Below are 19,774 nucleotides of genomic sequence, written 5' to 3' on the forward strand. Positions count from 1 at the left end.
AATTTGCAAGAAGGCTTGGATACCCGATTTACGAGCCCGTTCAAAAGTGCATTACGCACCATATCGGGATCAGTACAGCCCATGATTGAGTCTTGTTCCTGCAGGGGATTTGACTAAACTGCTGTCTCGATTACTTTCCACGCCCCATCAAAGATCATAAGCTAATGAAAAGGCTGTTTTATTTTGATTTTAAGACGGCTGATCTATCTGATCCTGGTTGCTGCGCTGGCGCCGACACTGGCAGCAGCACATAGAACAGGTGAAAGCTATGTGTACCTGAACATCGGCGAAACTTCGGTTTCCGGGCGTTTTGAAATACTGCTGAACGACCTGGGTAATTCCATGGCGCTCGACGATGACGGGGATGGCGTCATCACGGAGCAGGAGTTCGACGCCCATAGCGCGGATGCCTACGCGCGACTACAGTCTGATCTGACTTTTTTCATTGGCGCACAGAGCTATCCTATCGAAATTACCGGTCACGATTTTCTCCCGGTGGGGTTCGGAACCTTCGCGCGCATCAAATTCACCACCGCCATCAACACCGCGCTGCCAGACACGATCGAAATCGAACACCATCCCTACTACGCGGATGGCGGACCAGAACACCCGATCTTGCTGGCCATCGAGAGCAATGCACGTTCGGGCCTTGAGGGCAACGAAGCGCGGCATACGCTGATTTTCGCCTCCGGGAGCGACCGGCGCAAGATTGACCTGACCGGAACCGCCGCAGCCGACCTGTTCAAGAGCTTCGTCATCTACGGCGTCAAACATATCCTGATCGGTCTTGACCACCTTCTGTTTCTGCTCGCATTGCTCTTTCCTGCGGTTCTGGTGTTCCGCAACAGGCATTGGGAAAGGGTGGACGGGCTGCGCCCGGCCCTGCTCAATGTGCTCGCGGTCGTGACGTTGTTTACCATCGCGCATTCAATCACGCTGAGCCTTGCCGCACTCGAAATCCTGAGGCTGCCCGAACGATTGGTCGAATCCCTGATCGCGGTCTCCATCGCCATTGCTGCCGCTGCGAACCTCGTTGCAGCGCCCCGCCGCCAGATTTGGGTGGTGATCTTTGGCTTCGGGCTGCTGCACGGGATGGGCTTTGCCAACGTGCTGGCCCCTTACGGCGTCGAGCCATCCAACATCGTCGTCACGCTGCTGGCCTTCAACATCGGTGTCGAACTGGGGCAGATCACATTTGTTGTGGCCTGTTTCCCGATCCTCTACATGCTGAGAAAGTCGCGGCTCTACATACCGGTGGTGCTATATGGCGGCTCGGCCCTGTTGATCCTGATCGCGCTCTACTGGTTTGTCGAGCGGGCCTTCGGGATCAACATGTCTGTTTTAAGCCTGCTGACCTGAGCGTTGCCAAGAACGGAACTTAAATATGACCAAGACTGACAACGCACAGGCCCGTGCGGCCATCCGAGCGTATCTCGCCAGTTCGCCGCTTGCCGGGCACGAGTTCCAGGACAGCGATGAATTGCTGCTCAGCGGGTTACTTGATTCGCTGTCGGTGATGCGTCTGGTGGCTTTCCTCGAGATGGAATTCGGGATCACCATCCCGCCCGAGGACATCACCGTGACCAATCTGGCGAGCATTGATGCAATGGCGGCATATCTCGCCCGTGAAAAGGTCTGAGCGGATGGCGGAGCGTAGCGAAGGGATGAGTTTCGACCCAACCGATGAGCAGCGCGCGCTCTGCGCCTCCGCACGGGAATTCGCGGAAAGCACCCTGAACGCCGGACTGGCCGAACGGGACAGGCACGGCGCGGGCCAAGAGGCCGGATGGCGTGGCCTATGGCAGAAATGTGCGGATTTCGGCCTGTTCGGCCTTTGTATTCCGCAGGAATACGGCGGCGCGGGGCATAGCACCCTGACCACGATCATGGCGCTCGAAGCGATTGGCCGGGGCTGCGCGGACAATGGCCTGACCCTTGGAATCAACGGCCAGATTTGGGCGGTTCTGAAACCGATCCTCAGCTTTGGGACAGACGCGCAGAAGCGCAAATACGTGCCGGGCCTCATCGACGGGCGTTTGGTCGGCGCGCATGGGCTGACCGAGCTTGAAACAGGCTCTGACGCCATGAGCCTGAAAACCACCGCCGAGGCCTGCGATGGCGGTTATGTCCTGAACGGCACCAAGGCGTATATCGGCATGGGCCCCGACTGCGATCTGGCGCTCGTCTTTGCCAGCACGACGCCGGATCATGGCGCGTGGGGTGTCTCGGCCTTTCTGGTCGAAGCGGGCGATGCGGGGTTTGAGCGCGGCCAGCCCGAAGAAAAGATGGGCCTGCGGTCGGTGCCGCTCGGCGGGCTGCGCCTGACCGATTGCTGGGTGCCCGAAGACCGGCGTCTGGGCCCGGTCGGCGCAGGCATGAGCATTTTCCAGCACACGATGGAGTGGGAGCGCAGCTTTATCTTCAGCAGCCATGTGGGGGCAATGGCGCGACAACTGGACGAATGCGTAGCCTATTCCCGAAACCGCGAAACCTTTGGCACGCCCATCGGCGAGAACCAGTCCGTGTCAAACCGTCTGGCCGAGATGCGTCTGCGCGTCGAAACATCGCGCCTGCTCCTGTATCGCGCCGCGTGGCTCAAGGACATGGGGCGGCCCTCGGCGCTGGAAGCCGCCATGGCCAAGCTGCACATATCCGAAGCATTTGCCGCGTCGAGCCTTGATGCGGTCCGTATTTTCGGTGGCCGGGGGTATCTGAGCGCCGACGGAATCGAGCGTAACCTGCGCGATGCGACCGGCGGGCTGATTTATTCCGGAACATCCGATATCCAGCGCCAGATCATCGCCCGGCTGCTGGACTGACGGATGGCTGATCCGCCTGCGGCACCTTCTGCACCGCTGTCAAAGGCCGAGGTGAATGATCGCCTTATCAAGGCAATACATGCCCACCGGCTGCACCGGGAGGTAGAGTCGCTGCTGGCGCTGCCGCCCGTAGCCCTGCCAGACGATGCACGGCCCACGGTGTTGGCGGCAGCCGCAACCCTCGCGGCAATCGCATCGGACATCCGGCAGGCGCAGCAAGCGATCATCGCGCGCCTTGCGGCAATGGGGTTTTCGGCGCGCCCCGAACAGGCCGTGCCTGCGCAGTTTCAGCAGTTCACCCAGCAGATCCCCCCGAACCAGATCGAAGCCGCGCTGCGGGCAGCCGCCGCAGAGGGTTACGCCATCCCGAACGGCATCGGGCCTGCAGCACTCCGCGCGCTGCGGTACACGCATGGCGAGCTTGCCCTGATGAAACGCGATGCCGTCACGACGCGGATGACGCTCCGCTGGGGCGCGCCTTTGCCGCGCACAATGGGCTGTATCCGACGTGTCCTGTCGCCGGGACTTGCGGATTTTGCCACCGCATCACCGCCCGCATGGCTCTGGCCCGCCTATTTCGCGATAAAACCGGCTCGGGTGCTCCGCAAAATCCTGCACGGGCGGGCCGGACAGGTGGCTCCCGGTCGCTATGACCCCGGCATCAACTTGGGCACCCCCCTCCCCCTCGTCGCGCAACTGCTCGATATCGCTGGCGTCTCCGACGTTGATACGTTGTTCGATTTCGGATGCGGCGATGGCCGGGTCGTGACCGCAGCTGCGCAGAGCCGGAACTGTGAGGCGGTCGGCGTGGAACGGGACGCGGAGCTTGCCGGGATTGCGCGCGCGACCGCGCAGGCCGCAGGCGTTTCGGGCCGCGTCCGCATCATCACCGGCGATGCCGCCGACACGGATATTTCCGAGGCCACGGTCGCCTTTCTATTCCAGCCGATGACCATTCTGAAACCTCTGCTCGACCGGCTGCGCGGGAATCTGCGCCCCGGCGCCCGCATTCTGGTACATGAACAATCGCCGCTGGCACCGGGTCTGCACCCCGACCTTTCCGTGCCAGTCTTTGCCGCCAATGCGCTGACGGTCGCACATGTCTGGTATTGTTGATAAATCCACCGCACCGCGGCGTGCCGGGCAGGCAGGATCTTGAGGAAAGAACACGATGAGAGTGAATTTTCTGCACGAGATGGTCGACCGATCTGCCTCCCGCGATCCGAACCGGGAGGCATTTCGGTTTCTGGGCAATAGCCTGACCTATCAGGCGCTGGCGACCCTGAGCTCCCGCCTCGCGGGGGTGTTGATGGATCAGGGCGTGCGGCGCGGCGACCGCGTTGGCATCTACATGAACAAGGCACTTGAAACGCCGGTCGCGCTCTACGGCATCCTCAAGGCCGGCGCAGCCTATGTGCCGATTGATCCCGGCGCGCCGGTCGAAAGGGTCGCCACAATGCTGGAGCATTGCGGCGTGCGGCATCTGATCACCGGCAACGACAAACGCGCCCAAGTACAGGCACTGCTGGATGGCAAGGCCAGGCTCGACTGCGTTATCGGTCTGTCCGACGACCCTGAGGGAGACGCGCAGAGCATCAGCTGGGACGCGATCCGGGCGGCACCGCCCGCCGCATCAGCGAAAGTCACCCCCGAAGATATCGCCTATATCATGTACACTTCCGGCTCGACCGGAACGCCGAAGGGGATCACGCATACCCATTCCAGCGGGCTGAGTTATGCGCGGGCCATCGCCGATCTCTACGCCATCACATCGTCCGACCGCTTCGGCAACCACTCGCCCCTGCATTTCGACATCTCGCTCTTTGACTACCTGTGCGCACCGCTCTGCGGGGCCACGACAATCATCATCCCCGAACCCTACACCAAGCTGCCCGCAAGTCTGTCGGAACTGATGGAGGCAGAGCGCCTGACGGTCTGGTTTTCCGCCCCCCACGCGCTGACCCAGCTCCTGCTTCGCGGCGTTCTGGACAAGCGCGACCTGTCCACGCTGCGATGGGTGATCTTCGGCGGAGAACCCTTTCCGCCGAAATACCTTGGCGCGCTTATGGCGCAATGGCCCCATGCGCGTTTCAGCAATTCCTATGGCCCCGCCGAGGTGAACATGTGCACCTATCATCACGTGGATGCGCCCGTGACCGAGACCACCGAAACCATTCCCATCGGGCGCGCCTGGAATATCGCCGAAGCGTTGATCCTGGATGAAAACGATCATCAGGTGGCACCGGGTGAAACTGGCGAATTGCTGATCCGATCACCGACGCGAATGCGGGGCTACTGGCGGGCGCCCGCGCTGAACGCGGCTTGTTTCTATCGCCGCAACGTAACCGATGACATCACAGACGTGTTCTATCGGACCGGCGATATCGTGGTCGAGGATGGCGCGCACGGGATGCTGTTTCTGGGGCGCAAGGATCGGCAGATCAAGATACGCGGTTTTCGGATCGAATTGGACGAGGTGGAGGCCGTGCTTGCCGAGCATGGCAACGTCGAAGAGGCCGGCAGTTATACGGCCCGTGAAGGCACCGTTATCGAAGCGGCAGTCACATTGCACGGCAGCAGCACTGTTTCGGCCAATGACCTGCTGCGACATTGTGCAGACCGCTTGCCATCCTATGCCGTCCCGCAGGCCGTACACATCATCGACGCCTTTCCCCGCACGACCTCGCAGAAAATCGACAGGCGCGCGCTTGCCGCGCGGTTCGATGGTAACGAGGTGGGTTGAGAGCGCCGGCACTGCTGGCTCTACGCAGGTCGACACCGTGGAACTGGATGAAAATGAGTAAGCTGCCGCTGCCGATCAGGGGTAAGGGGCGGGATCGTTATTGCAGAATGATGATTCGACATGTTGAGGGCGCATGTAACCCTGCAAACCGCTAGCTATTGAACGTCATCGCCAAGGTGAATGTATAGCTCGGCTTGGTCAATCCGTTTGGGGCAGAGGGAAACCGACGGGAAGCGCGCACAGCGCGCAGTGCGGCCTTGTCCAGCACCTGATGGCCTGACGAACCCGCCAGGGAAACGCCGCGCAGGCTTCCGTCACGGCCCACGGTGATCCGCACCGTAACTGTGCCCGACGCCCCCCGCGCGCCAGCCGGATATCGCTTTGCCTGTTCAATCTTACGCCGCACCTTCGCCCCCCACTGGGCGGTCAGGCTCTGGATCTGGCCCGCGTTCAAGGTCGCGGGGCGCTGCTGGCCTTGCGTTCCGGCATTGGCCCCGCTTCCCTGGCCACTGGCCTTCTGCAGCGCACTGGACCTTGACGTGACCGGCGACTTTTTCTGCTTGCGTGATTCCTGCGCCGGGGCCTGGCGCGCCAAATCCTTGGGTCGTGCCGTCGGGCGAATATCGGCGAGCCGTGCAGTCTCGGTCTCGGGCCGGGGATCCGGCACCTCAGGCGGCAGCGGGCTGGCCGTCACGCTGCGATTCGGCAGGCTTTCCGATTGCGGGACGGCGAGGCTCAAGGGTTGCGGGGCTTGCATGGGCGGGGGTGAATCGGTTTGAGCCTGTGGAATCTGGGGGACGGGCGTAGCCAATTGCGGTGTCTCGGGCGCGGCAGGCTCCACCGCCAGATCGGGCGGTCTCTCCCAAACTTCGACCATGGCGGCGACCGTGGCGCTGGCGGCTTGAAGCGACACAACCGAGGTGCCTTGGTTTCCAGCCGCCTGCGCGCCCTTGAGATCCGGCACAGAGGCCGCGACCACCAAATGCGCTCCCGCCGCGAGAGCGACGAACACCCCAAATTCCATCACCCCCCTCATTCCGACACCGTTACCAGTTGGATCTCGGGGAAGCCCGCCTGTGCGATACGCGGCATGAGCCCGGCCAGTCGCGCGCCCGACACGTGCGCATCCGCCCTCAGGACCAAGCGGGGCTGCTCGCCCCTGTCCGAACACCCCTCGATTTGGCAGTAGCTGTCTTTTGCGGCCTCAAGCGCGGCCAGCGCGGCCTCTTCGTCCATGTTTTCGCCAAAAGCCAGCGCACCATCCCGGCTCAGATACAGCGTGAATGCGCCATCCGCCGGTGCGCCGTCGCCGGTCACGTCAGGCGGCGTGACATCAAACGGCTCGGGCGGAGCGATTTGCGCGGTCATGAGAAAGAAGATCAGCAACAGGAACACCACGTTGATCATCGGTACGATGCTTTCAGGTAGCTTTCGGCGCGGGGGATCGGGAAATTGCATATCCTACTCCACCAGAACCAGAGTACTCAGCCCCGCGTCGGTCAGCTGCTGCATCACGTCGACCACGCGTTGTAGAATGGCGCCGGACCGCGCCCGCAGAACGACCGTGTCGGTCGGAGCCTGCGTCAACTCCAGCACTGCGGCGGCCAGCGCGTCAGGCTCCACGCTCCGGCCATTGAGCAGAACCTGGTCGGGCAGGATGTCGATCAGGCGCGGTGGGCCGGTATAGGCGCTGTCGCCGGCCTCCCCGCCCGCGTTCAGCGGCAGATGCGTATCCACGCCGAAGCGTGAGGCCAGCATGAAGAAGACCAGCAACAGGAACACCACGTCGATCATCGGCGTCAGGCTGGGCTTGCGGCGCGGCTTCGGGGGAGCGAAAACGAACATCCTACTCAGCCGCCTGCGCCATTGCCGCCTTGTCCATCTGCGATGTCGGGCGCAGGAATATCCGCGTTGCGGCATCCTCCATCTCCAGTCGCAGGCGGTCGACAATGCTTTCGAACCATGTCAACGCCATCGCCGCCGGGATCGCCACCGCCATGCCTGCGGCCGTGGTCAACAACGCCTCCCAGATCCCGCCGGCAAGCATCGACGGATCGGCACGGCTCCCGGCCTCTTGCAGGGCCTGGAAAGCGGCGATCATACCCAACACCGTGCCCAGGAGACCCAGCAGGGGCGCAATCGCCACGATCAGCTCCAAAGGGCGCAGGCCAACGCGCGCCCGCGCAAGCAGGTTGCGCGCGACGCGTTCGGTTTCGGCGCGCTCTCCGGTGTTATCGAGCGACGCGTCGCGCCGGGCCGTCATCGCGGCCCGGATCAGTTGGGCCCGGCAACTTCGCCGTCTCTCCAGCAGGGCAAGCGCCTGGACTTCCTGTCCCGAGGCCCACAGGTCCACTGCGGCGCGGGCATTGCGTCCGCCACTCCAGGCCCCCATCAGCATCAGCCGCCAGATCTTCCAGAGGGTCAGGGCCAAGGCCACGACCGAAAGCGCGGTGATCGCCCAGATCGCAGACCCGCCCAAACGCACGAACCGCACCGCGCGCTGCAAGGACGTGCCGTCTGCAGCCGGGGCGGGGCCGAGGTCAGTCTCGATGACTGTTGTCTCTGCCACATCAAGCCCGGCCTGGGGCAGCTCGGAGGGCGCGGTTACGCCTCCCTCCTGCGCCTCGGCCTCGCCCAGCGGCATCATCGTCAAGGCAAGAAATAGCGATAGCGGCAACGCCCAGAGGGCGCCTGCAATAATCGCCCTAGAACCGCGTATCAAGCGAGACATATATGGTCCTCCCGGGTTCATTGACCTGCGTCAGGGCAGGGTCGAACAGGTTTGTGCGGCTGAGGTGGTTGGCATAGGTCTCATTGGTGACGTTGTTCACACCTGCGCGCAGGCTCGCTGCTTCACTCAGTTCGTAGCTGCCGAACAGGTCGAGCGTGGCGTATCCCGAGGTTGTGCCGGGATCGCGGGCCGGGTCGATCCGGCTTTGCTCGGTCGCCCAGTTTACGCGCGCACCGGCGCGCCACGAATCCCGCCCATAGGCCGCGGAAACCTGCCCTTGCAACGGCGGGATCTGCGCCAGCGCGCGGTTATCAGTGGTGTTCTCGCCATAGGTATAGGTGGCGTCCCCCCAAATCTCCCAACCGTTCCCTTCCCATCCGGCGGCGATTTCGACCCCGGCCAGTTGGGCATTCACGTTGCGATAGGTGGTCGTTCCCGCAACGCTGAACTGATCGCGCAGGATGTAGTCATCCACCCAATCCGCATAGGCGTTGGCATTGAGATACCAAGCACCCCGGTCGATCTGCACCCCGAAATCAAGCTGGTAGTGCTTTTCCGGATTGATGTCGGGGTTGCCGACCCAGCCCATGCGCGCGATCGAACGCTCGGTCGCATCCGCCGTTCGCACAGACCGCGATACGCCAGCGAATAACAGCGTGCCGGCATCCAACTCATGCTCAAGGCGCAGCAATCCGCCAAAGTTGTGCTCTTCCCGCGCGGAATTGAAGTTGGTGCCGTACTGCGCGGTGTAGAGCGCATTCGGCGAGGGGCCGAGCGCGGGCGTCACTGCGGCCTTGTCGGCATCGGCCCGGACATAGTCGTAGCGCAGGCCGTATTTCAGACGCGTCGCCTCGGTGATCTCGGTCTCGGCCTCGAAATAAAGGCCGGTCTGCGCAATCGTCGTATCCGGCCAGATCAGGAACTGCGCCCGCGCCGGGTTCTCGGCTTCCAGCATGGGAATCATCGCGGGCATCCCGCCAAAGGCTGTCGCATCGCGCCTATTGGCCTGATGGTCGAGCCCGATCTTAACCTCGGTCGCGCCAAAGCTCAGATGAGCCTCAAGCTTGCCGCCCAGAGTGTCCGAGGTCGCAGGCGTGCGCATCGCCATCGCGCCCACGGGCCGCAGCGAGTAGTTGTCCATCACGTGATCGACCGCGGTATGGTAAAGCACCCCTTCGATGCGGATCAGAGCGCCTGCATCCACATCCACGCCACCGCGCAGACGGTAGGTGATCGCCTCGTCAAAGGGGCTGTCCATGCCCGCACCGGGGAAAAGCATATCCTCGGCCAATTTGTATTCGGCGTCGAAAGCCAGATCGGCGCCATTGCCCGAATACCCAAGGGTCACGCCGGCGCTTTTCTCGTCAAAGGAACTTCGCACGCTTTGTCCCGAACCGTCCTTGTAGTTATCGGCCGATTTGATCTCTCCGCCGGCCTCCATGTAGAATCCGCCGCCCAGATCGACGGTAAACTGCCCGCCCAGATCGATATTGCCGCCGTTGCTGGAAAGGCCGGTCCTGAATTCACCTGAAAAACGCGTTTCCTGCTCCAGCTCCGGCGCTTCGCGTTCAAGGATCACTGTCCCGCCTGATCCGCCGGGGCCATGTGTCACACTGGCATAACCCTTTTCCACGATGATCCGGTCGGCGCGGTTGAACGACGCCGTCGCGGTCGGCGGGTCCATGCGGTTAGGACAAGCACCATAGGTGAATGAGCCCGCGTCGATCACGTTGAGCTGGTTTTGCTGCTGGCCGCGGATGACCAGTTCAAGGCCGTGACCACCCATACGCCCCGAAGTCACACCGGGGACCGAGCGCAAGGCCTCCGCCCCATCCTGCGCAGGGGCCGTGCCAAGATCGATCTCGTCAACCACGGTCGACATGGGGCCGTCGGCAATGGTCTGGTTTTGCACCAGAATGGGGTCGAGCGCGATCGTGATCGCATCGCTTTCCTGCGCGAAGGCCAAGTTGGAGGTCGAGCACATCAGCAGGACGGTCGTGCCGAAGCACGCGTGTTTTTTTAGGGTCATTCGAATTGTCATCCAGGGTTTTGTTGGAAAAACGCGCGCACCCACCCTAGGCACCGCCGACAGGGCAAATCACGCGAAGATGTCTGGCAACATTAACCGAATGGTGGAGCGCGAATGGCATCAAGCCAGTCGCCATGCTGGCCACGGGTCTGGGGCGAGGGGGTGTAGCCATACCGCAATGTCGATATGATGCGACTTGCATCGACAGGTTCCAAACCGCAGTCGAGCACGGCCGCCGACACGATACAGAGCGGGCAATGCCCGTTCGGCATGGGCGTACCGTCTGCATCATCGTCGTTCGCAGGCATCGAAATTGTGCGCGTACCGCCGTCCGAGCAGATGACGATACTGAAACCCGAGGCGCCATCGTCATTCACGGCCTCGACCGGCAGGAACGCAACCGCGACCTGTACCGCAAGCAGCGCGGACAGCATAAACGCCAAAAGCCCGCTGGGATTGGCTGGTAGGATCAGGCGCGATTTCATAGGGCAGTTTATCTGTCACGAAGATGTGAATTGGCAAGGTGAACAATTGCCGCACAGTCGGCTGCTCCTTTGATGGCTTTCATGCGAACAGCCAGCAAGAGTAAAATGTCGACCACACGCATCATGCTAGCGGTTTTCACTTGTTTCGCTGTTCGTCAGAATGCCAATCGACAACGGGTACAACGGAAGGGATCGACCGGATATCCGACCCTCGCCCGGGACCACGCTGATGTCGGCTCTGGGCGAAAACTTTATGGACCCGTTGATTTGAGACCATCATGTCGCATTTCTCAGAACCGGAAACGACATGCTCGCATTCACGCTTCGTGTTGCCCCGCTTCAGGCGCAGCGGTTGTATATCCTTTCCAAAAGTCGGCAGACGGAGTAGGCATTCCAATCTTTGAAGATTTGGAACAAATCATGGCGCAAAAGGCCACTATTTATAAAGTTGAACTCTCGGTCTCTGACATGGATCGTCACTATTACGAGACCCATAAACTGACCGTGGCCAAACATCCCTCAGAGACGGATGAACGACTGATGGTGCGCATTCTCGCTTTTGCGCTGAATGCCCATGAGCATCTGGAAATGACCAAGGGCCTCTCAACGGATGACGAGCCAGACATCTGGCAGAAGAGCCTGAGCGGAGAGATTGATGTGTGGGTGGCGTTGGGCCTTCCAAGCGAGAAGGTGATCCGTCAGTCCTGTGGCAAGGCCGGCAAGGTGATCATCTACCCCTATGGTGGCAGGACTGCCGAGATGTGGTGGGACAAGGTCAAGAACAGCACCACCCGTTTTGACAATCTCCATGTGACAAATTTTTCCGAAGCCGAAACAGGCGCACTGGCCAATCTGGCAAGCCGCGCGATGAAGCTCCAGGTCAACATTCAGGACGGCGATGTGATGATCAGTGTTGATGACAGCGTCGCTTACGTTACCCCCGTAAAATGGAAAAGCGCTGCGTGATGCAGAGTTGCCGTCGGTGTGAACGGCCCGACAGAAGATATTCTGACCCTACCATCAATGGGTGTTGCATCCATTTGTCGAGCGACGCCTGGGTGCCTTTAGATATCTCGAAGCGTACAGGTTTCTGAGTCTTGCTTTGCCGCATAGACGCTCGTTCTTAGATCTGGCCAGACGCAATGACATCGACGACCTTCACTTTGATAAGAGCAATTCCGCAGCTTCCACTGCCAATCTCACCTTCCGGCGGGAAAGGAGGCGGGCACATATTTCCTGATCCCGTGGAAAAAGATGTCGATCTCCAACGCGAGCCCCACCTCGAACTCATTGAGTTCGGGTCCGCTCCACCTGTGCTGCTCGAGGCGAGCGAGGAAGCCTTGACGTGTCTGTTTGTCGCGCGGCTCTAGCGGCAGGGCCTCGGCGGCACGCAGCAAGTCTATCCGTTTGTGGACCTCGCGCATGCCTGAGAAAGCTTCCATCATCACTGGCATGAGGCGGGGTTCGTTTTGCCAAGTTCGCCCCCCGAATACTTCCTGAACAACTCGGTTTCCGGCGCCGAGACAATCGTAGGCAACGCAGCCCGGAAAACCATCCTGCTTTAACTTGTCATGGATTGAGCAACTGTGCCCCGACAGATTCCTGCACGGTTCCCCCGGGTTCTTGTCGAATGCGAAATCCTCACCTTTGTCGAAGGCAAGCACGACGCAGCAAAGAGCTGCGCATTTCGAACAATCTGTTTTGAGTTGGTCGGCCTGGGGCATTGTTGTTTTCGACTTTCGATTGTCCGCCCGAGATGGGTCTTTGCGCGTCCGTATCCCGCGAAACGCCCACGGAATGCAAGATCTGGCCTTGGAAGCCAAGTTCTCGGTCTACAGGCGTGCCGGGCTGCTTGCGCCTATTTGGGGGGGGATAGAATTCGGTTGCGCGTGCCTCCAGCAGGAGGCGTCGCCTACGCTTAACCCAAATGACGGCTGCGGCGCACTTCTCAAAGGGCGGAAAGCGCCGCGAGCGGCCGAGGCAATCAGGGCAGCCCCGGACCTTCGCCGCACCACGCATGAATTTCTTGAAGTTTAGTCGACGATGTGACCGGAGATGGACTGGGAAGCCACACCATCAGTCCGGCATGGGTGCCGGCAGACCTACAGAGATGCCGCGGGCCATGCATGCCTTAAGAGGACGGAGTTTTTGGGCGTGACGCTGCGGCAAACCACCGGTTGGCGAAATCCAAGAAAGTGACGATAACCGGCTTGGTGGGGCCTCTCTGGTGAAGGTGGCCGATCTGGAGTTGCTGATCAAGCGGACCGGCGCCAAGCGAGGCACGTCCTGAGGGGCTGCAATCGTGGCCCTTCTTTTCCTTGCATGAAAATATGGGCCTCAAGCAAAAAAGTGGTGCGGTCGGAGAGACTCGAACTCTCACGGGTGTTACCCCACAGCGACCTCAACGCTGCGCGTCTACCATTCCGCCACGACCGCAATCCGTGATGGTCAGAGGCGTTTAGCTGACCCGAAGAGGTTTGTGAAGGCCAAATTCGCACCTATCACAGCGGCTTTTCAACCGCGCGGGCGCGCTGTATCAGGCGGGTATGGTGGAATGGGTCATCTCTGACGGTTTGACAGATTACGAACACGCTTTGCACGTGATGGAAACGCGCGTCAAAGCGATAGCCCGGGGCGACGCCGACGAGATGATCTGGCTGGTCGAGCATCCGCCCCTCTATACCTCGGGCACATCGGCCAATCCTGCCGATCTGACCGACCCGGACCGCTTTCCGGTTTATGAGGCGCGGCGCGGCGGGCAGTACACCTATCACGGCCCCGGCCAGCGTGTCGTCTATGTCATGCTCGATGTCGGGCGGCGTGGCCGTGACGTGCGCGCCTTTGTCCGGCAGCTTGAGGCATGGGTGATCGCCACGCTGGAGCGTTTCAACGTGCGCGGCGAAATCCGAGCGGGCCGCGTCGGCGTCTGGGTCGAACGCCCCGAGAAGCCACGCAGCGCCACCGGCGCAGTGACCGAGGACAAGATTGCTGCCATCGGCATCCGCCTGCGCAAATGGATCAGTTTCCACGGCATCTCGATCAACGTCGAACCGGATCTGGAGCATTTCAGCGGTATCGTGCCTTGCGGAATCACTGACCACGGCGTGACCAGCCTCGTTGACCTGGGCCTGCCGGTGGCGATGGAAGACGTGGATGTGGCATTGCGTCAGACCTTTGATGGCGTGTTCGGCACGCCGGGCTGAAGCACCGCCCACGGAATGGGCTCCAAAATCGGGCACGATGCGGTGCGACACCGTGCAAAAACCTTGCAATGCGCCCTTCTACCCGTCAATTTCACTGCAATGATCCAGCAAATGGACATAGGGCGGAGGCAGTAAGATGTCAGAAATCACCGATCCCAACAGGATAAATGCGTTCCTTGAACACCCGCTGCCCAGCGTGCCCAGGGGCTTTCCCAATGGCTGGATGTCGGCCAGCGATCTTCAGGCGATCTATAACGCGGCGCGACGCACCACCGGCGACGTTCTGGAAGTCGGGCCATGGCTCGGGCGATCGAGCACAGCGATTGCCGCCGGTTTGCGCGACCGCGAAGCGGCGGGTGGCTCGCGGGTGAAATACGACATCATCGACTTTGGCATCGCCAGCGCCGAGGAATGGCAGGAACGGTTCAATCAACCGCTGCGCCTAGACCATGACAAGGGCCGCGTGGCCGAAGCGATCCTGCACCCTGGCGGATCAAATGCCGTCATGATCAACAATCTGAAAATGAACGATCTTCTGGGTTACACCACAACCATCATGCGCGGCGATATCGTCGATAGCCCGATCCAGCGCAAATACAGCATGATCTTCTGCGATGCGCTGCATGACTTCGCCGAAATCGAGCGCAACATGCCCCGCCTGGCCGAGCTTGTGGCACCCGGTTGCGTATTCGTGGCTGATGATGTGGTCACCGACGAAACCGCAGAGCGGGTGCGCAGCTATCTCGACGTCAAGGAATTCTTCTTTACCAAGACGATCCGGCGCAAACGCAGCAAGCTCTGCGTTTTCCAGATCGCGGATGCGCCGTCACCCCAACCCGAGGCGACCAGCCGCAAACCGTCAAAGGGTGTTACCAAATCGGCGGCCAAGACCGCCAGCAAGCCAACCGCCAAATCCCGGACGTCCGCGAAAAAGGCGCGCAGGGCGGAGCCCGCCCAAGCCTGACAGGCTGGTGGGGCGCCCGAACAACGAAAGGCCTGGCACTGATTGCCGGGCCTCGAAATTCAGCGCACAGATGCCGGCAAAGGTATTTCGGGCGCAGATTCCAATAGGGGTGCGACAATATTCGACAATATTTATCGCCGTTGGCCCGACTCTGACATTGCCCACGCCGCCACGGCGCACTAAAACCACTTGGAAGTCAGGGCACGCACAATTCCACGCTATTTGCCCGGCAACAGACCACTTAGGAGGCACCCAATGGCAGATGCAGCCATTCATGGCCATGAGCACCACGACTCGCGCGGCTTCTTCACGCGCTGGTTCATGTCCACGAACCACAAGGATATCGGTATCCTTTACCTTGTCACCTCGGCAGTTGTCGGGCTGATCTCGGTCATGTTCACAGTCTACATGAGGCTGGAACTCATGGAACCGGGGGTACAGTATATGTGCCTCGAAGGCGCGCGGTTCACCGCGGCGGCTGCGGGCGAATGTACGCCGAACGGGCATTTGTGGAACGTGATGATCACCTATCACGGCGTCCTGATGATGTTCTTTGTCGTGATTCCGGCACTCTTCGGTGGGTTTGGCAACTACTTCATGCCGCTGCAGATCGGTGCGCCGGACATGGCGTTCCCGCGGATGAACAACCTCAGCTTCTGGCTCTACGTGGCCGGTACATCGCTTGGGGTGGCCTCGCTGCTGACGCCAGGCGGCAACGGACAGCTCGGCTCCGGTGTGGGCTGGGTGCTTTATCCGCCGCTCTCGACCACCGAGGCGGGTATTTCGATGGATCTGGCAATCTTTGCCGTGCACCTTTCGGGCGCTTCGTCGATCCTTGGTGCGATCAACATGATCACCACCTTCCTGAACATGCGCGCACCGGGCATGACCCTGTTCAAGGTGCCGCTCTTCTCGTGGTCGATCTTTGTCACTGCCTGGATGATCCTTCTGGCACTGCCGGTTCTGGCGGGCGCGATCACCATGCTGCTGACAGACCGCAACTTCGGCACGACCTTCTTTGATCCGGCAGGCGGGGGTGATCCGATCCTCTACCAGCACATCCTGTGGTTCTTTGGTCACCCTGAGGTGTACATCATCATCCTGCCCGGCTTTGGCATCATCAGCCACGTCATCTCGACGTTCAGCCGCAAACCGATCTTTGGCTACTTGCCGATGGTCTGGGCCCTGATCGCCATTGGCGCGCTCGGCTTCATCGTCTGGGCACACCACATGTACACGGTTGGCCTGTCGTTGACGCAGCAAAGCTACTTCATGATGGCGACGATGGTCATCGCGGTGCCGACGGGCGTGAAGGTGTTCAGCTGGATCGCAACGATGTGGAGCGGTTCGATCGAGTTCAAGACACCGATGCTCTGGGCGTTCGGCTTCCTGTTCTTGTTCACCATTGGCGGCGTGACCGGTGTTGTGCTTTCTCAAGCTGGTCTCGACCGGGCCTATCACGACACCTACTATGTTGTGGCTCACTTCCACTACGTGATGAGCCTTGGCGCGATCTTTGCGATCTTCGCTGGCGTCTACTTCTACTTCGGCAAGATCACGGGCCGTCAATATCCCGAATGGGCAGGGAAGCTGCACTTCTGGGTGATGTTCATCGGTGCAAACCTGACATTCTTCCCGCAGCACTTCCTGGGTCGTCAGGGCATGCCGCGCCGCTACATCGACTACCCCGAGGCATTCGCCACGTGGAACTATTGGTCATCCGTGGGCGCATTCATGAGCTTTGCCAGCTTCGTATTCTTCTTTGGTATCGTGTTCTACTCGCTCTTCCGCGGCGCGAAAGTGACCGAGAACAACTACTGGAACGAATACGCCGACACGCTGGAATGGACGGTATCCTCACCGCCGCCCGAGCACACGTTCGAGATCCTGCCCAAGCAGGAAGACTGGGACAAGAGCCACGCCCACTAAAGCGTCTGGCACCCGAGACAGAAAAAAGGCCCCGGAGATATCTCCGGGGCCTTTTGCTTTGCAGTGCTTCTCTCCGGGATCAGCCACTCGCGACACGGGTCTGCCTGCCACCGCATCGCTTGCCTGCCGAACGACGCAGTGCCGGACACCGGCGCGCTGGATTCTTTTGATCCCGCAGGTTGTCAGCGCCGAGTTGGTATCGAATCTGGACGCTGCGTCATCCTCTGACGGCCTGTCGGTCAGCGTGGAATTCGTGAGCGGGCGCCCGCAGGGCTAGACGCCGTCCGGTCAACCCACGCCACTGGCCCGGCGGATTACCATCCGTGAATTCGATCCCTATCGCCCGTGGCTGCCGTCATAGCCGTTGACCGGCGGGCTTTCCCAGCCTGCCAGCGCAGCCTCTTGTGGCGCGAACACCTCGACCCGTAGCGGAAAACAAGCTGCAGCATCGCTGGTATGCTCGGCAGAACAGTCACCGCCCGGGCACGCGCTGAGCGCGCCCAGCAGGTCGATCTCGGCAAAAAATTCAAGATAATCACCGGGGCGCACCGGGCTGGCCTTCATGAAATACTGGCCGGTGTCGCGAGTGAACCCGGTACACATGAAGACATTGAGAACATCATGCACATGGCCCTCCGCTTCTTGCAGGGAAATCCCCGCTTCGTCGGCCAGCGCGCGCGTCAGGTTCGAATGACAGCAATGATGATACTGCGCACCAGATAACAGGTTACCTGTATAGGGATCGCAGCGCGTGCCGATAACATCATGCACCGAGCCACCGAATTCATCCATACCATACCAGCCCAGCGTATCGCCCGTGATCGTCGCCATCGGCCGCAGATGCGGAAAGCTGGACCACATCCGCTCGCCCGTCGTCAGGTGCGTGCCGTGCAGCGCGCGCGTCTTGCCCGAATAGAATCGCTCGCCCAGATCATTTGCATTCCACAGGTTCAGATCACCGACCTGCGGGCCGTCAATCGACGTGATGCGAAAGAACTGCCCCGCCGCCACGCGAAAACACGCCGCTTCACGCGGCGGCACGATCACCTCGTCGATCTTGGCGGCACCCTCCCTTGCCCGCGCGTAGAGTGCCAGATCGGGCGCCGGCAGGGTTTCGTTGGGATAGCAGATCACCGGCACCATGGCACGGCGGGCGGCGGCGTCATCCGGTTCGGGGGTGTGTTCGGTCATGGGTGGCTCACATCTCAGAGGGTTTTCTCTGACAATCCAAAGGCGGTTTGCCATTGGTTGTAAAGGCCTCGCCCCCGCAGGCCATGCAACGATAGTACCGGGCGCCTCCCACATCCTGCGCGCGATCCTCGCGCCAGCGGCAGTTGCGGGTCCGTCGATTCGAAAAGATGAGCACCAGAACGAAGGCCAGGATAAGGCCGATGATGATTAACATTTGCGCCCCTTCATTTGCCGGGACAGCTTATAGTGTTTCACAGCGAACCTGAATCACCGATTTTCCCAAACCGCCTGTGACACTGAATGGGTGGCTGCATTTCGCCTTTGATTGATGGCTCGGGCGACGCCGAAATGGTTCATCGCCACCGCTGCGGCGCCTCAACCATTTGGCGCACCGGCGGCTTGGCGCTTACAATACCAAAACGACCCCTTTATCCGCCCCGGTGCCCACTCTATAAGGACATCTGGTTCGGACCTCAAAGTCACGGACCCGAGATACGTTTCACCACAGGATTCCGACATCATGTCGATATTGAGCAGAATTCCCGGCCTATTCACATCCGACATGGCCATTGACCTCGGGACCGCGAATACGCTGGTCTACGTCAAGGGGCGCGGTGTGATCCTGAGTGAACCATCGGTCGTGGCCTATCACGTCAAGGATGGCGTCAAAAAGGTGCTTGCCGTTGGCGAAGACGCCAAGCTGATGCTGGGCCGCACCCCCGGCAGCATCGAGGCGATCCGCCCGATGCGCGAAGGGGTGATCGCCGATTTTGAGGCCGCCGAGGCGATGATCAAGCATTTCATCCGCAAGGTGCACAAACGTTCAACGTTTTCCAAACCCAAGATCATCGTCTGCGTGCCGCACGGCGCGACACCTGTCGAAAAACGCGCCATTCGGACTTCGGTGCTCAGCGCCGGTGCCCGTCGGGCCGGCCTGATTGCCGAACCGATCGCCGCCGCCATCGGGGCCGGCATGCCGATCACGGACCCCACCGGCAACATGGTGGTGGATATCGGTGGCGGGACCACCGAGGTTGCCGTGCTCAGCCTGGGCGATATCGTCTATGCGCGCTCGGTCCGGGTGGGTGGCGACCGGATGGATGAAGCGATCATCAACTATCTGCGCCGCCAGCAAAACCTGCTGGTAGGCGATTCGACTGCGGAGCGGATCAAGACTTCGATCGGGACTGCGCGCATGCCCGATGACGGACGTGGTGCCTCGATGCAGGTGCGCGGCCGCGACTTGCTCAATGGTGTGCCCAAGGAAATCGAGATCAGTCAGGCCCAGGTTGCCGAAGCGCTGGCCGAACCGGTGCAGCAGATCTGCGAGGCCGTGATGACCGCGCTGGAAGCGACACCGCCCGACCTGGCCGCCGATATCGTCGACCGCGGCGTGATGCTGACCGGGGGCGGCGCGCTGCTGGGCGATCTTGATCTGGCGCTGCGCGAGCAGACCGGCCTTGCGGTATCGATCGCCGACGAGAGCCTGAATTGCGTAGCATTGGGCACCGGCAAAGCGCTTGAATTCGAAAAACAATTGCGCCACGCCATCGACTACGACAGCTGAGGCAGCCCCGATGCCCGCCTTTACGGGGGCACCTTCAGGCCGCGCTCAAAACTTCTGCATTGGCGGCGTTTCGTGCTATGTGTTGCGCGACTGGCTGATGCCCCGCCACACCT

18 protein-coding genes and 1 tRNA gene are annotated in these 19,774 nt (G+C 61.0%); 10 read left to right on the top strand and 9 right to left on the bottom strand.

Annotation, left to right across the window (positions count from 1 at the left end):
• Nucleotides 1–183: 183 nt before the first annotated feature.
• The 5 genes from O3306_RS06855 to O3306_RS06875 are packed head-to-tail and all read left to right on the top strand — an operon-like array spanning nucleotide 184 to nucleotide 5,562.
• Nucleotides 184–1,359 carry a HupE/UreJ family protein gene (locus O3306_RS06855; RefSeq protein WP_272004882.1) on the top strand — a complete coding sequence of 392 codons (1,176 nt, stop codon included), beginning with the start codon at nucleotides 184–186 and terminating at the stop codon, nucleotides 1,357–1,359.
• A 25-nt stretch (nucleotides 1,360–1,384) separates the two neighbouring features.
• A complete protein-coding gene (locus O3306_RS06860) occupies nucleotides 1,385–1,639 on the top strand; it encodes a phosphopantetheine-binding protein (RefSeq protein ID WP_272004884.1) in 255 nt (84 codons plus the stop codon).
• Nucleotides 1,640–1,664: 25 nt separating this feature from the next.
• Complete coding sequence (locus O3306_RS06865) at nucleotides 1,665–2,819, top strand: acyl-CoA dehydrogenase family protein (RefSeq protein WP_272004886.1); 1,155 nt, start codon at nucleotides 1,665–1,667, stop codon at nucleotides 2,817–2,819.
• Nucleotides 2,820–2,822: 3 nt separating this feature from the next.
• On the top strand, nucleotides 2,823–3,935 hold the full coding sequence (locus tag O3306_RS06870) for an SAM-dependent methyltransferase (protein WP_272004888.1): 1,113 nt from the start codon (nucleotides 2,823–2,825) through the stop codon (nucleotides 3,933–3,935).
• Nucleotides 3,936–3,990: 55 nt separating this feature from the next.
• On the top strand, nucleotides 3,991–5,562 hold the full coding sequence (locus tag O3306_RS06875) for an amino acid adenylation domain-containing protein (RefSeq protein WP_272004890.1): 1,572 nt from the start codon (nucleotides 3,991–3,993) through the stop codon (nucleotides 5,560–5,562).
• Between the two features lie 151 nt (nucleotides 5,563–5,713).
• On the opposite strand, the gene O3306_RS06880 is transcribed toward O3306_RS06875, so the two are convergent.
• From O3306_RS06880 to O3306_RS06905, 6 genes are all read right to left on the bottom strand, one after another.
• Nucleotides 5,714–6,586: an energy transducer TonB gene (locus O3306_RS06880; RefSeq protein WP_272004891.1), complete on the bottom strand. Its 873-nt coding sequence runs from the start codon at nucleotides 6,584–6,586 to the stop codon at nucleotides 5,714–5,716.
• Between the two features lie 8 nt (nucleotides 6,587–6,594).
• Nucleotides 6,595–7,020 (bottom strand): ExbD/TolR family protein, encoded by a 426-nt coding sequence (locus O3306_RS06885; protein WP_272004894.1) that lies wholly within the window; start codon nucleotides 7,018–7,020, stop codon nucleotides 6,595–6,597.
• Between the two features lie 3 nt (nucleotides 7,021–7,023).
• Nucleotides 7,024–7,407: an ExbD/TolR family protein gene (locus O3306_RS06890; protein ID WP_272004895.1), complete on the bottom strand. Its 384-nt coding sequence runs from the start codon at nucleotides 7,405–7,407 to the stop codon at nucleotides 7,024–7,026.
• 1 nt (nucleotide 7,408) lies between these two features.
• Nucleotides 7,409–8,293, bottom strand: a complete 885-nt coding sequence (locus O3306_RS06895; RefSeq protein ID WP_272004897.1) for a MotA/TolQ/ExbB proton channel family protein — start codon at nucleotides 8,291–8,293, stop codon at nucleotides 7,409–7,411.
• Nucleotides 8,268–10,322, bottom strand: coding sequence for a TonB-dependent receptor domain-containing protein (locus tag O3306_RS06900; RefSeq protein WP_272004899.1), 2,055 nt, complete (start codon nucleotides 10,320–10,322; stop codon nucleotides 8,268–8,270). The genes O3306_RS06895 and O3306_RS06900 overlap by 26 nt, the downstream gene beginning before the upstream one ends.
• A 92-nt stretch (nucleotides 10,323–10,414) precedes the next feature.
• The gene (locus O3306_RS06905; RefSeq protein WP_272004901.1) at nucleotides 10,415–10,807 is read right to left on the bottom strand and encodes a DUF2946 family protein; all 393 of its coding nucleotides are present in this window, start codon (nucleotides 10,805–10,807) and stop codon (nucleotides 10,415–10,417) included.
• Between the two features lie 420 nt (nucleotides 10,808–11,227).
• On the opposite strand from O3306_RS06905, the gene O3306_RS06910 reads away from it, so the two are divergent.
• Nucleotides 11,228–11,773 (top strand): YaeQ family protein, encoded by a 546-nt coding sequence (locus O3306_RS06910; RefSeq protein WP_272004903.1) that lies wholly within the window; start codon nucleotides 11,228–11,230, stop codon nucleotides 11,771–11,773.
• Between the two features lie 233 nt (nucleotides 11,774–12,006).
• Here O3306_RS06910 and O3306_RS06915 read toward each other — a convergent pair whose 3' ends face one another.
• A complete protein-coding gene (locus tag O3306_RS06915; RefSeq protein WP_272004905.1) occupies nucleotides 12,007–12,531 on the bottom strand; it encodes a hypothetical protein in 525 nt (174 codons plus the stop codon).
• A gap of 626 nt (nucleotides 12,532–13,157) precedes the next feature.
• Nucleotides 13,158–13,243, bottom strand: a tRNA-Leu gene (locus O3306_RS06920).
• Nucleotides 13,244–13,353: 110 nt separating this feature from the next.
• Between O3306_RS06920 and lipB the strand changes: the two genes are divergently transcribed.
• The 3 genes from lipB to ctaD all read left to right on the top strand — a co-directional run bounded on the left by lipB (nucleotide 13,354) and on the right by ctaD (nucleotide 16,903).
• Nucleotides 13,354–14,010, top strand: coding sequence for a lipoyl(octanoyl) transferase LipB (lipB, locus tag O3306_RS06925; RefSeq protein ID WP_272004907.1), 657 nt, complete (start codon nucleotides 13,354–13,356; stop codon nucleotides 14,008–14,010).
• Between the two features lie 136 nt (nucleotides 14,011–14,146).
• Nucleotides 14,147–14,974, top strand: coding sequence for a class I SAM-dependent methyltransferase (locus O3306_RS06930; RefSeq protein ID WP_272004909.1), 828 nt, complete (start codon nucleotides 14,147–14,149; stop codon nucleotides 14,972–14,974).
• 255 nt (nucleotides 14,975–15,229) lie between these two features.
• Nucleotides 15,230–16,903 carry a cytochrome c oxidase subunit I gene (gene ctaD / locus O3306_RS06935; protein WP_272004911.1) on the top strand — a complete coding sequence of 558 codons (1,674 nt, stop codon included), beginning with the start codon at nucleotides 15,230–15,232 and terminating at the stop codon, nucleotides 16,901–16,903.
• A 336-nt stretch (nucleotides 16,904–17,239) separates the two neighbouring features.
• Here the strand turns inward: ctaD and O3306_RS06940 are convergent, their stop codons facing one another.
• The gene (locus O3306_RS06940; protein ID WP_272004913.1) at nucleotides 17,240–18,094 is read right to left on the bottom strand and encodes an urea carboxylase-associated family protein; all 855 of its coding nucleotides are present in this window, start codon (nucleotides 18,092–18,094) and stop codon (nucleotides 17,240–17,242) included.
• A 520-nt stretch (nucleotides 18,095–18,614) separates the two neighbouring features.
• Here O3306_RS06940 and O3306_RS06945 point away from each other — a divergent pair.
• A complete protein-coding gene (locus O3306_RS06945; protein WP_272004916.1) occupies nucleotides 18,615–19,661 on the top strand; it encodes a rod shape-determining protein in 1,047 nt (348 codons plus the stop codon).
• The last annotated feature ends 113 nt before the right edge of the window (nucleotides 19,662–19,774 follow it).

This window comes from Roseovarius sp. ZX-A-9 (assembly GCF_028369135.1).
GTDB lineage: Bacteria > Pseudomonadota > Alphaproteobacteria > Rhodobacterales > Rhodobacteraceae > Roseovarius.